Raw genomic sequence first — 12,210 nt, 5'->3', positions numbered from 1 at the left:
TTGGTCGGGTGCCGCACCGGACTCGTCGCGATGCGGCACCCCGTTCAGGTGGGGAGGCGGAGGATCAGAACTCCGCTTCCCAGGCCCCTTGCGCGGTCTTGAGCGCGTCGTCGATCGACTGCTGCCCGTCGAAGGCCGACTGCAGCTGCTCACCGAGCAGACGCATCAGCTCTTCGGCGACGGGGAGTCCGGTGAACTCGTTCGCCGGGTAGCCCGCCTGGTAGATGTCGAACGCCTGCTTGAACAGCTCGTCGTCGTTCACGAAGTCGGGGACCGACTTCGAGTTGCCGGGGAAGGCCTTGGCCATCGTCGAGAGCTCGGAGTTGGTCTGCTCGCTCATGAGGAACTCGACCAGCTTGAACGCGGCGTCCTTGTGCTCCGAGTTCTCGGCCACGCCGATGCCCCAGGATGCGTACGGGATGCCCCGCTCGCCGTCGTATCCGTCTTCAGCCGGAAGCGCCGAGATCGAGAACTGCAGATCGGGGTTGGTCTCGCGGATCAGGTTGATGTGCGCCAGCGAGTCGATCATCATTCCGACGCGGCCGTTCGTGAACTCCTCGACCTTGTCCTGCTCCTTCATCGTGAAGGAGCCCGAGGCGATCGAGCCGTCGTCCCACATGCCGCCGATGAAATCGACCGCCGAGGTCACGTCGTCGTTCGTCAGATCGGGCTGGCCGTCCTTGAGCATCGAGCCGCCAGAGGCCCAGACCCACGACATGACGTCGTTCTGCACGCCGTTCGGAGCCTCCAACGAGAGCGGGAGGACCCAACCCGAGACGTCGCCACCGAGGGCCGAGACCTTCGAGGCTGCGTCCGCGAACTCCGTACGGGTGGTGGGTGGAGCAGTGACGCCCGCGTCGGCGAGCAGGGTGTCGTTCGTGAACATCGGGTAGACGAAGTTCACGACGGGGATCATGTAGGTGCTGCCGTCGACCTGGATCTGACTCGCCAGCTCGCTGTCGTCGTAGTCGTTCTCCTCCATGAGGGCGGTCAGGTCGGCGATGACGCCCTGCGACGCGAAGTCGTTGACCCATGCGCCGTCGAGGCCGACGACGTCGGGCATGGTGCCGGATGCCGCGCCGGCGAAGAGCTGCTCCTTGGTCGATGCGTACGGTCCGCTCACGAGCTCGACCGTGATACCGGGGTTCGCGTCTTCGAACTCGTCGATGAGCGCTCGGAACTCGCCGTCGGGGAGCTCCGGCTCCCACCACTGCGCGAATTCGATCGTGACGTCTCCGCCCCCGCCGTCGGTTCCGCTGTCGCCTGCCGCGCACCCAGCCACGGCCAGGACTGTCACGGCTGCTGTCGCGGCGCCGGCGAGCTTGAGAATGCGTCGCCCTCGTCCCACTGTGATCATCACTTCTCCTCTTCGAGATCGTGCCGCACACGCGCTTCGATGCTTGTTCATGCGGTTTTGAGCAATGTTATGCGTTCATTTGCCGGAACGCAAGCACTTCTTTGCACTATTCGGTGGATGTAATCACAGATTCGTTCCCGAATCGCCGTCACAGTGCGGGCTGCGGACACGATCCGCGCCGCAACGAATCTGCAGTTTTCTGCTGAACTCTGCCGAATTTCCCGCTCGTATGTGCTAGAGATGGGTGCATGGAAGCAACCGCACCGTCGCCCAAGCGCCGCCTTCCGGCGGGTCGGAAGGCGGATCTCGCCTCGTATGTCGAGCAGGTGGGAGAGGTGACCGTCGGCGGCCTCGCCGAACATTTCCACGTCTCCATCGACACGATTCGCCGCGATCTCGACCAGCTCGACCGTGAAGGCGTCGTCATCCGCACACACGGAGGAGCTGTCAGCGCGGAGGGGCAGCTGAAAGACCGGGCGCTCGACGTCCGCCTGCGGATGCAGACCGAGGAGAAGGAGACGATCGCGCGCCTCGCCGCGGGACTCATCGACGATGGAGCAGTCGTGATGCTCAACGCCGGCACGACCACCCTGGCACTCGCACGGGCGCTCCGCAACCATCGGGATCTCACGATCGCGACGAACAACCTGCGGATCCCTGCCGAGATCTCCCCTTCCGCCTTCCGCGACCTCTACGTGTTCGGCGGCGCTGTGCGAGCGATCACCCAGGCCACCACCGGACCCGTCACGTTCATGATGACCCCGGGGGGACCCGAGGTGGACATCCGCTGCGATCTGGCACTGATCGCCGTCGGCGCCATCGACGAGGCCGGCTTCTCGACGTCGAACATGGGCGACGCGAACATGATGGCCGAGATGATCCAGCGCGCGGATCGCACCGCGATCCTCGCGGACTCGTCGAAGTTCGGGCGGCGGCTGTTCGCCCAGGTGACGACTCTGGACCGCGCGGACTACCTGGTGACGGACACTCCCCCGGAATCGGCGTTCGCGACCGCCCTCGCGCAGGCCGAGGTCGAGGTCATCTCCGCCTGAACGGCGACCGCGCCCACGCACGACGAAGGCCGCCGGGATCGCTCCCGACGGCCTTCTTGTGTGTCAGGCGGGCATGCCGCCCGTCGAGGTCAGAACCAGCCGTTGATGAGATCCCACAGCCAGTCGATGATGCCACCGATGATGCCGCCCGCACGGTTGACGGTGACCGTGGCTGTCGCCTCGTCGCCGTCCGCCTGCGACACGGCGACCGTGTACTTGCCGGGCTGAGTGCTCTTCGGCACTGTCACGGACGTCGAGAAGGTGCCATCGGCCCTGACCTGGACGGTGCCGACCTCGACGGCCGAGCCCTTCTTCGGTCGCAGCTCGACGGTCACGGTCTCGCCGGGCTCGTAGCCCTCACCGGTGATCTTCAGCTTCTTGCCGGCGGCCACCTTCGAGGATCCGAGGTCGATGGAGCCGGCGAACTCGACCGGCTCCTCACCCGCGATCGTGAACGGCACCTGCACGGTCGTCCCCGTACCTGCGACGGCCACGGTGAGCAGCTGCTCTCCGAAGACGCCCGAGGGAACCGCGAAGCTGAGCGACGCGCGCCCCACCTCGTCGGTCGTGTCGACGATGGTCGGGTCGACTGCACCCGAGGCGAGCTGAGTGCCGCCGAGCGACAGAGTCACCTCACCCGGCGCCTGCTCCCCCGCGCTGAACGCCAGCGACGAGAGTGCGACGGTCACCTGGTCGCCGGCGCTGTAGCCGTCGGCATCCGGCGCGCTGACCGAGACACCCACCGCACGCTGCGCGAGATCGGGCGTCGCCGTCTTGTTCGCGTCGAACCAGTCGACCATCGACTGCAGATCGATCTTGCCGGTGTCGCGCTTGCCCGTCCCCTCCCTGAAGGTGAAGAAGTTGTCTCCACCCGCGGCGAGGAACGAGTTGGCTGCGACCGTGTAGTTCGCCGCCGGGTCGATCGCGGTTCCGTTGAGGGTGATCGACGTGACGCGCGAGCCCTGGGCCGCGGCCGGGTCGTACGTGTAGACGAGCCCCTCCGAGACGCCGAGCTTGAGGAACGGACGGGCCGACCCTGCGGGCTGCCATTGCTCCTCGAGGACGCCCTTCAGCTGCACACCGGTGAGCGTCAACGTCACCAGCGTGTTGGCGAACGGCTGCACCGTCGCCGCCTCGCGGTAGGTGACGTTGCCATTCGGGTCGCTCGCATTCGACGACGCGTAAGTCAGGTTCGCACGGATGCCACCCGGGTTCATCAGCGCGATGTCCGCACCGGTGGACCACTTCTGCACGTCGGCGACGAAGTTGCCGATGGTGGACTCGCCACCGCGGTTCTCCGAGCCGTTCGTCTGGCGAGCCCGGTTGAAGTCGGCCGTGATGTCTCCGACCTTCACCGCACCGAGCACATCCGCCTCGGCCTTCGCCTTCGCCACGATGTCGGCGACCTCCGGAACCGCTGGGTAGAGCGGCTGGCCGGCTGCGGTGAGGGGCTTGATCTCGTTCGTGATCGAGATCAGGTCCTTCGTCTTCGGGTCGACCTGGAGGTTCATGAGCCCCAGGTTCTCGCCGTACTGACCGGCCGAGACGACGGGACGACCGTCGATGACGTGGTTGTACGCGAGGTGGGTGTGCGCCGACACGATCGCGTCGACATCCTCATCGACCCCGTAGACGATCTCGCCCAGAGGCGAATCCGGAGTGATGCTCGACAGTTCGACGCTGGACGCGCCCTCGTGGACGAGGAGGATGACGACATCCGCCTCACCGTTGGAGGAATCCCCGTCACGCAGGTCGTCGGCCACGGCGTTCACCGAGTCGACGATGCTGCGCACCTCGAGATCGGCGATGCCCTCGGGGGAGACGAGCGAGTCGAGGTCCTCCGTGACAGCCCCGACGAAACCGACGCGTACGCCGTCGAGTTCCTTGACCCAGGCCGGGGCGAGCGCGGGCTCGCCGGTCTCCGTCACGAACACGTTCGATGAGATGTACTCCCAGTCCGCGCGGTCCTGCACACGGTCGCGCAGGTCCTCCCAGCCCTGGTCGAACTCGTGGTTGCCCGCCGCGCTGACGTCGAGACCTGCAGCGTTGAGCGCGTCGATCGTCGGGTTGTCGTCGTTGATGAACGAGGTGAACGTCGACGCGCCGATCAGGTCGCCGGCTCCGGCGAAGATCGTGTTCGGGTTCTCCTCACGGAACTGCTTGACGGCGCCCGCGACCACCGCGGCACCGGCGGCAGCACCGTCGGCTTCGATCCGACCGTGGAAGTCGTTGATCGTGACGACGTCGATGCTCACCGGCGGGATCTCCGAGGAGACGCCGACGATGATCGGGTCGTGGTCGCTGGAGCGGAACGGCGTGCCCGCCTCGGTGGCACCGAACGCGTAGCCGCGATCGCTCCACTCCGGAGAGTTGATGCTCCACACCCCCGCGCCCGTGATCGACGCTGCCAGCGACGGCGATGCGAGCACGTGGTCGAGCGAGCCGAGCTCACCGTCGAACGAGTAGGTGTGCTCGTCTGGTGCCTTCTCGCGCGCGACATCGCTCCAGCCCTCGCTCGTGAAGACCTCGATCGGGTCTTCCTTCGCGTAGGCGTTGAAGTCGCCGATGAGCAGGATGTCGCTGCTTCCTGTGGTCTCCTCGATCTCCGTGGTGAACCCCTTGAGCGAGTTCGCCTGCTTCACGCGGTCGGCGTTGAAGAAGCCCTGTCCGTCTGCGGGCTCTGCGCCCCCGCCCTCGGGCGCCGACTTCGACTTGAAGTGGTTCGCGACCACGGTGACCACACGGCCGTCGATGTCGAAGGCCTGCGCGATCGGCTCGCGGGCGTTGCCCCACACCGTCTCGTCCGTGACAGTGAGGCTCTCACCCACGGTGCTGACGTCGTCCTTCTTGTAGATGATCGCGCTGGTGATGAAGTCCGTGGTCGCCGAGTCGTTCAGCTCGTCGGGGGTGCGGACGTAATCCCACTCCTCGCTGCCCAGAGCATCGTTGAGTCCGTCGACCAGATCGGCGAGCGCCTCGTCGAGCGAGCCGCCGAGCTTGATCGAGTTCTCGATCTCCATGAGAGAGACGATCTCTGCGTCCAGCCCGTTGATGGCCGCGACGATCTTGGACTTCTGGATGTCGAACTGGGCCGCGTTCGCCGCGCCCCGAGCGTTCGAGTTCTCGCTCTTGAGCGTCGTGAAGTAGTTGAACACGTTGAACGACGCGACCTGCACGTCGCCGCCCACGGTCGGTGCCGTGTCGGTGCGGGGGTTCGTCGCCTCGAAGCCCGCCTTCAGGTCGGCCGACGACGTGCTGTCGATCGGCACGACCGGCTGCAGACGCCAGTCGTCGAAACCGTACTGGAGCACATATCCGCTGTCGCTGAAGTCGACGGTGTCGCCGTTGCGGACGACGACGTCCTTCGTGAAGTACGGCTGGTCGTTCGGGTGCCCGCTGTTCGAGACCTGGATCGACCATCCGTCGTCGAGCAGGATGCGGTTGGCCCGATTCGCCGCCGCGATCGCGGAAGCCTCGGCGCCGGGACGCACGGTCTCGGTGCTCTTGACGTTCAGGTCGGCTCCGGCGTTCAGCCAGAGCGTGCCGAAGTTGTAGAGCTGGTGGCTGGACGCGAGGCGGTAGGTGCCCGCGGGCGCCACGTACATGTTCTCGTACTGCTCGCGATCGGTGCCGACGGTGATGTCTGGCAGAGGCGTGGCCTCGGGAACACCGGCCGCTGCCTGCACCACCGAGATGCCTGACAGCGCAGCCGGGTTGATCTGGGTCTGGCCGAAGTACTCGCTGACCGAGCCGGTGATCGAGACGAGGTCGCCGATAGCGAGCGTGGGCGCGAGCGCGTTGAGGAAGACGAAGACGCCGTCCGATGCTCCCGGCGTGGCGTCGGTCGCTCCGCCGGATCCCTCGGTCTGGATGACGATGCCCTTGTAGCCGCCCGTCCGGTAGTCGGCCGTGACGACGCCCTCGACCGTGACGGTCTGGCCGTTCAGCGGCGAGACGTCGGTCGTGCCCTGCACGTCGGCGATGGACACCTCGGCGGGCTCGGGTTCGGGCTCGGGGTCGGGATCGGGAACCGTGCCGGCGTTCTGCGGCGTGATGGTCGGCGACAGGCTGAAGTCGGCCTTGTTGTCGTCGGTGTCCTTGCCTCCGGTGCGGTTGAGCGACTTCACGTCGGTGTTGCCCGTGGGCGGCGTCGCCGCTGCGGTCTCGAAGGTGTTCGAGGTGCCGTAGCCGAGCACGTCGATGACGCCGTCGACCCCGGTGACCGAGCCGGGGGTCAGCGTGACCGCCGCCGTGCCCTCGACCAGTGCGAGCGTGCCGTTCGTGCCGCTCGGGTTGAGGGTGCTCACGGCATCGGCCGTGGGGAGGGCGGCGCCGTTGGCTCCGTTGCTGCCTGCCTGCACGAGATAGTGGCCCCCGGCGGGGATGACGCCGGTCAGCGGTGCGACTCCGTTGGAGCCTCCCGTTCCCGTCGCAGATCGGTACTGCAGCGAGAGCCCGTCGAGGGTGACGGGCGCGGCCGTGGGGTTGTAGAGCTCGATGAACTTGTTCGTGAACGCCGCACCGGCGCTGCCTCCGGAGAGGTACGCCTCGTTGATCACCACCCCCGTCCCTGAGACGTCTGCGGAGGCTGGCGCGGCGATCAGGGCGCTGGCGCCGAGAGCTGCGACGCAGGTGGCGGCGAGGACGCCGAGACGCCCCCGACTTCTGCGATCTGACCCGGGAACCTGCTGGTTCGCGGCGTCGGGAGCGGACATCATCTGTGTTGTCTCCTCGGGTATGGTCTGGCGACGGCTCTCGTGAAACCGCGTCTGTGCGAGCTCTCAGCCGACGCACATGTGAGCGAGCATACGGACGCCTTCGGACATCCTCAACGGAGTTTTCCGATTGGTAACCAAGCCCTCACCGAACGTCCCAAAAGGCCCCTGACGAAGGTGGAATATCGCGTGGAGAAGCGCTCAGATGCGCGCGGCCGATCGCGCGAATGCGCGGTGACTCAGGCCGTCCCGCCGGTGCCGGCGGCTGCGTCCTCGAACTCCTCGACCTCGCGCTCCCACTGGTCCTTCGCGAGTCGGTACCAGAGGTAGAACGCGAACCCGGCGAAGATCGCCCATTCCGCCGCGTAGAAGATGTTCAGCCAGTTCACCGGCGACTGCTCGTCGGGCGCCGGTGACGAGATGTCGGTGAGACCCGCCGTCGCCGTGACGGAGGCCAAGTACGGCCGATAGACATCCAGGTCGTCGACGTCGTGCCAGTGGCTGAGGAGCGCCGCGGTCGACATCCGGTCCATGCGCTGCGGATCGTCCTTCGGTGGCAGGGAGGGGCCCTCGTCCGAGATGACGCGTCCGACGATCGATGCTTCTGCGTCGCCCTCGTTCAGCTCCGCCACGGCCGCATCGGCGACCGCACGGTCGGCGGTCCAGCCGATCGCGACCGCTATCGACGTGCGCTCCGCGACTCGCAGCTGACCGGTCACCCAATAGCCTTCGACATCGTCGTTGAATCGGCTCGACACGATGAGGAAGTCATCGGGGATCCACGTTCCGGTCGTCTCGACCTTCTGCCCGACGAGCGGCTCCGGCAGATACTGCCCCGGCTCGACGACATCGGTCAGCGGCCGCACCTGCTCGGTCGCTCCGGCGGGCGGCGGATCGGTCTCGATGGCACGTTCGAGCTGCCATTGGCCGAGCCACGCGAACACGCCGGCGACGACCAGGCACAGCACGAGCATCCCGATCCAGCGTCCCCGGAGCATGACCTCTCGGAGGGTCGGCGGGAACAGAGCAGCAGAAGTCACAGCGTCGTGCGTGGCTCAGGCCTCGTAGGGCGCGAGGACGACCTCGACCCGCTGGAACTCCTTGAGGTCGGAGTATCCGGTGGTGGCCATCGACTTGCGCAGCGCCCCGATCAGGTTCGACGTGCCGTCGGCGACGGGGGCAGGACCGTAGAGGATCTCCTCGAGCGTGCCGATGCCGCCGACCTCGACGCGGCGGCCGCGCGGGAGCTTGGGGTGGTGCGCTTCGGGACCCCAGTGGAAGCCGCGACCCGGTGCGTCCGTGGCGCGGGCGAGCGCGACGCCGAGCATGACCGCGTCGGCGCCCATCGCGAGCGCCTTGACGATGTCGCCGGAGGTGCCGACGCCGCCGTCTGCGATCACGTGCACGTAGCGTCCGCCGGACTCGTCGAGGTAGTCACGACGGGCGGCGGCGACGTCCGAGACGGCCGTGGCCATCGGGGCATGGATGCCGAGCGTGGCCCGGGTGGTCGATGCCGCTCCCCCGCCGAATCCGACGAGGACGCCGGCCGCGCCCGTGCGCATGAGGTGCAGTGCCGCGGTGTAGGTGGCGGCTCCGCCGACGATGACGGGCACGTCGAGGTCGTAGATGAACTTCTTGAGGTTCAGCGGTTCGTCGACGCTCGAGACGTGCTCGGCCGACACCGTGGTGCCGCGGATGACGAACAGGTCGACGCCGGCCGCAGCGACGGTGTCGTAGAACTCCTGCGTGCGCTGCGGGGTCAGGGATCCGGCGACGGTCACGCCGGCCTCGCGGATCTCGGCGAGGCGCTGCGTGATGAGCGCCGGCTTGATCGGCTCGGAGTAGAGCTGCTGCATGCGCGCGGTCGCCTCGCCCTCGTCGAGGGCGGCGATCTCGGCGAGAAGCGGCTCGGGGTTCTCGTAGCGGGTCCACAGGCCCTCGAGGTCGAGGACGCCGAGTCCGCCGAGCTGCCCGAGCATGATCGCCGTCTGCGGGCTCACGACGGAGTCCATCGGGGCGCCGAGCACCGGGATGCCGAATCCGAAGGCGTCGATGGTCCAGGCCGTCGACACGTCCTCCGGGTTGCGGGTGCGCCTCGAGGGCACCACCGCGATGTCGTCGAACGTGTACGCGCGACGCGCACGCTTGCCTCGGCCGAGCTCGATCTCCATGGTCACCACTCCAGACTACCGGGCGCACGCGATGACACCGACGGCTGGGAGACTGAGAAGGAGCTCGGGAGGCAATATGTCGGATTCGATGGAGGTCGCCGTCATCGGCGGCGGCGTGATGGGCCTCGCGACCGCGTGGGAGCTCGCCCGGCGAGGGCTGAAGCCTGTCGTGTTCGACCGTTTCGCCCGCGGACACCACCAGGGGGCCTCGCACGGCGCGACACGCAACTTCAACAACGCCTACGACGAAGAGTACTACCTCGACCTGCTCGTGCGCGCGCGTGAGGGGTGGAATGCCCTGGGGCAGGTCGACGGCGAGCCGCTGCTGCGCCTCCATGGCCTCGTGACCCACGGCGATGTCGACGTCGCCGTGATCGAGCGGCGTCTGATCGATCGCGGCATCCACGCCGAGACGCTGACGGCCGGCGAGGCATCGTCTCGCTGGTCGGGCATGCGCTTCGGCGATGATGTGCTGTTCTCCCGCGATGCCGGTGTCGCCCGTGCATCCGCCGCGCTGGGTGAACTCGAACGACGCATCGTGGCCGCGGGAGGCGAGGTGCGCTGGGAGACCCCGGTGGCGCGCATCGAGGAGACCGACGAGGGCGTCGACATCATGCTGTCCGAAGAGCGGATGCGGGCAGACGTCGCCGTCGTCACGGTCGGCGCCTGGACAGAGCGGATGCTGCCCGGCATCCGCCTGCCTCGGCTGGAGGTCACCGAGGAGTTCCCCGCGCACTTCCGCCCCAGAGGGGACGACGTGTGGCCGTCGTTCAATCACTACGTCGACCCCGACCTCCACCCGGCGACGGTCTACGGCATGCCGACGCCCGGCGAGGGCGTCAAGGTCGGCTTCCACCGCGTGGGCGACGTCGTCGACCCCGATGCCCGTCCGCACGCGGTCACGCACGCGGGGGCTCTCGCGGACTACGTGCGCGAGTGGATGCCGGGTCTCGACCCGGCATCCGCCGTTCCCGTCAGCTGCACCTACACCTCGACGGATGACAGCGCCTTCGTGCTCGATCGGCGCGGACGGATCGTGGTGGGTGCAGGCTTCTCGGGTCACGGGTTCAAGTTCGCACCGGGGGTCGGCGCGACGCTCGCAGACCTGGCGCTGGACCCGACGGCACTCGCGGCTGCGCCCTTCCGCCTGTCCTGACTCAGCGCGCCCGCGCCACCCGACGCTCATCCCACACCGGAGCGTCGGACTCGTACACCTCTCCGTCTGACCCGAACACGAGGAACCGGTCGAACGAGCGCGCGAACCAGCGATCGTGGGTGACCGCGAGCACGGTTCCCTCGAAGCGCTGCAGGGCGTCTTCAAGGGCCTCCGCCGAATCGATGTCGAGGTTGTCCGTCGGCTCGTCGAGCAGCAGCAGCGTCGCGCCGGAGAGCTCGAGCAGCAGCACCTGGAAGCGCGCCTGCTGTCCGCCGGAGAGCGATTCGAAGTCCTGCTGCGCCTGGCGGACGAGCCCGTACCGGTCGAGCGCCGAGCTGGCTGCGTCCCTCGGCATCCCCGCCCGCCGCTCGTCGCCTCTGTGCAGGATCTCGAGCAGAGTGCGGCCGACGAATTCCGGATGCGCATGCGTCTGGGCGAACAGCCCCGGCACGACGCGCGCGCCGAGCGTGGCCCGCCCGCTGTGATCGACGGGAGCCAGCTGCTCCCCCGTGGATGTCACGTGGCCCAGTGACGGATCCGGGTCGCTGCCTCCGCGCGCGAGCAGGCGGAGGAAGTGCGACTTGCCCGAGCCGTTCGACCCGAGCACGGCCACCCGATCGCCGTACCAGACCTCGGCATCGAACGGCCGCATCAGGCCGCTGAGCTCGAGCCGCTGCGCGACCACCGCGCGTTTGCCGGTGCGTGCTCCGCGCAGTCGCATGTCGAAGTCCTGAGCCGGCGGCCGCTCCTCCGGCGGACCCGCCTCCTCGAACTTGCGCAGGCGGGTCTGTGCCGCCTGATACCGCGACGCGAACCCGTCGTTCGCCGATGCCTTGACCTTGAGGTTCGCGACGAGGGTGCGCAGCTTCTCATGCTGCTCGTCCCACCGACGGCGGAGCTCGTCGAGCCTGTCCATGCGGTCGCTGCGCGCCTGGTGGTAGGTTGCGAACCCGCCACCGTGCACCCATGCCGAGGCGCCGGCACCGCCGGGTTCGATAGTGATCAGGCGGTCGACCGCACGCGCCAGCAGCTCCCGATCGTGCGAGACGAGCAGCACGGTCTTCGGCGTCTGTCTCAGCTGCTCCTCGAGCCAGCGCTTCGTGGGCACGTCGAGGTAGTTGTCGGGCTCGTCGAGCAGCAGCACCTCGTCCGGTCCGCGCAGCAGCGCCTCCAGAGCGAGCCGCTTCTGCTCGCCGCCCGACAGCGTCGTGAGGTCACGGAACCGCGCACGCTCGTGGGGCACGCCGAGAGCGGCGACCGTGCACTGGTCCCACACGGTCTCGTGCTCGTACCCGCCGGCGTCCGCGTACTCCGCGATCGCCGTCGCGTAGGCCATCTGGGTGTCGTGCTCATCCCGTTCGATCAGCGCGTCCTCCGCCGCCTCGAGAGCCACCGCCGCCTGACGGATGCGCCGAGGCGCCACTCTCACGAGCAGCTCGTGAACGGTCTGGCCGGCCTCGCCGTGGCCGACGAACTGATCCATCACACCGAGCCCGCCGTCGATCGTCACGACCCCGGCGTCTGCGGCCTGATCGCCTCGGATGATGCGGAGCAGCGTCGTCTTGCCTGCCCCGTTGGGTCCGATGAGCGCGCTCGTCGAACCGGCTCCGACGCGGAACGTCGTCTCGTCCAACAGCGGTCTGCCGTCAGGAAGGGTCAGCGAGACCCCTGCAACATCTATGTATCCCACCGTGCGTGGCCGTCCTTCCGCCCGCATGGCGAGCCGACCAGGCTATCAGCTGCCGGAGCCGACGGCGGG

At 67.9% G+C, this 12,210-nt stretch carries 7 protein-coding genes; 2 read left to right on the top strand and 5 right to left on the bottom strand.

What is annotated here, in order from left to right; genetic code table 11:
• Positions 1 to 64: 64 nt before the first annotated feature.
• Positions 65 to 1,357: an ABC transporter substrate-binding protein gene (locus RU09_RS07810; RefSeq protein ID WP_042539219.1), complete on the bottom strand. Its 1,293-nt coding sequence runs from the start codon at positions 1,355 to 1,357 to the stop codon at positions 65 to 67.
• A 248-nt stretch (positions 1,358 to 1,605) separates the two neighbouring features.
• On the opposite strand from RU09_RS07810, the gene RU09_RS07805 reads away from it, so the two are divergent.
• On the top strand, positions 1,606 to 2,409 hold the full coding sequence (locus RU09_RS07805) for a DeoR/GlpR family DNA-binding transcription regulator (RefSeq protein WP_042539216.1): 804 nt from the start codon (positions 1,606 to 1,608) through the stop codon (positions 2,407 to 2,409).
• A gap of 89 nt (positions 2,410 to 2,498) precedes the next feature.
• On the opposite strand, the gene RU09_RS07800 is transcribed toward RU09_RS07805, so the two are convergent.
• From RU09_RS07800 to RU09_RS07790, 3 genes are all read right to left on the bottom strand, one after another.
• Complete coding sequence (locus tag RU09_RS07800) at positions 2,499 to 7,127, bottom strand: ExeM/NucH family extracellular endonuclease (protein WP_042539214.1); 4,629 nt, start codon at positions 7,125 to 7,127, stop codon at positions 2,499 to 2,501.
• 236 nt (positions 7,128 to 7,363) lie between these two features.
• Positions 7,364 to 8,122 carry an SURF1 family protein gene (locus RU09_RS07795; protein ID WP_042539212.1) on the bottom strand — a complete coding sequence of 253 codons (759 nt, stop codon included), beginning with the start codon at positions 8,120 to 8,122 and terminating at the stop codon, positions 7,364 to 7,366.
• Positions 8,123 to 8,179: 57 nt separating this feature from the next.
• The gene (locus tag RU09_RS07790) at positions 8,180 to 9,295 is read right to left on the bottom strand and encodes a GuaB3 family IMP dehydrogenase-related protein (RefSeq protein ID WP_042539210.1); all 1,116 of its coding nucleotides are present in this window, start codon (positions 9,293 to 9,295) and stop codon (positions 8,180 to 8,182) included.
• A gap of 76 nt (positions 9,296 to 9,371) precedes the next feature.
• Here RU09_RS07790 and RU09_RS07785 point away from each other — a divergent pair, with 76 nt between their 5' ends.
• Entirely contained in the window at positions 9,372 to 10,451 is a 1,080-nt protein-coding gene (locus RU09_RS07785) for an FAD-dependent oxidoreductase (protein WP_042539208.1), read from the top strand.
• A 1-nt stretch (position 10,452) separates the two neighbouring features.
• Here RU09_RS07785 and RU09_RS07780 read toward each other — a convergent pair whose 3' ends face one another.
• Positions 10,453 to 12,141: an ABC-F family ATP-binding cassette domain-containing protein gene (locus RU09_RS07780; protein WP_042539206.1), complete on the bottom strand. Its 1,689-nt coding sequence runs from the start codon at positions 12,139 to 12,141 to the stop codon at positions 10,453 to 10,455.
• Between the last annotated feature and the right edge of the window lie 69 nt (positions 12,142 to 12,210).

Origin of the sequence: Microbacterium sp. MEJ108Y (genome assembly GCF_000834175.1) — a bacterium.
Classification (GTDB): Bacteria; Actinomycetota; Actinomycetes; order Actinomycetales; family Microbacteriaceae; genus Microbacterium; species Microbacterium forte.
Note: the sequence above shows the minus strand (reverse complement) of the source record. Positions and strands in the feature narration are given on the sequence as shown.

Excerpts from the sequence above, each read along its gene's own strand:
- RU09_RS07810 (WP_042539219.1), bottom strand. The coding sequence starts at position 1,357 with ATGATCACAGTGGGACGAGGGCGACGCATTCTCAAGCTCGCCGGCGCC.
- RU09_RS07805 (WP_042539216.1), top strand. The coding sequence starts at position 1,606 with ATGGAAGCAACCGCACCGTCGCCCAAGCGCCGCCTTCCGGCGGGTCGG.
- RU09_RS07800 (WP_042539214.1), bottom strand. The coding sequence starts at position 7,127 with ATGATGTCCGCTCCCGACGCCGCGAACCAGCAGGTTCCCGGGTCAGAT.
- RU09_RS07795 (WP_042539212.1), bottom strand. The coding sequence starts at position 8,122 with ATGCTCCGGGGACGCTGGATCGGGATGCTCGTGCTGTGCCTGGTCGTC.
- RU09_RS07790 (WP_042539210.1), bottom strand. The coding sequence starts at position 9,295 with ATGGAGATCGAGCTCGGCCGAGGCAAGCGTGCGCGTCGCGCGTACACG.
- RU09_RS07785 (WP_042539208.1), top strand. The coding sequence starts at position 9,372 with ATGTCGGATTCGATGGAGGTCGCCGTCATCGGCGGCGGCGTGATGGGC.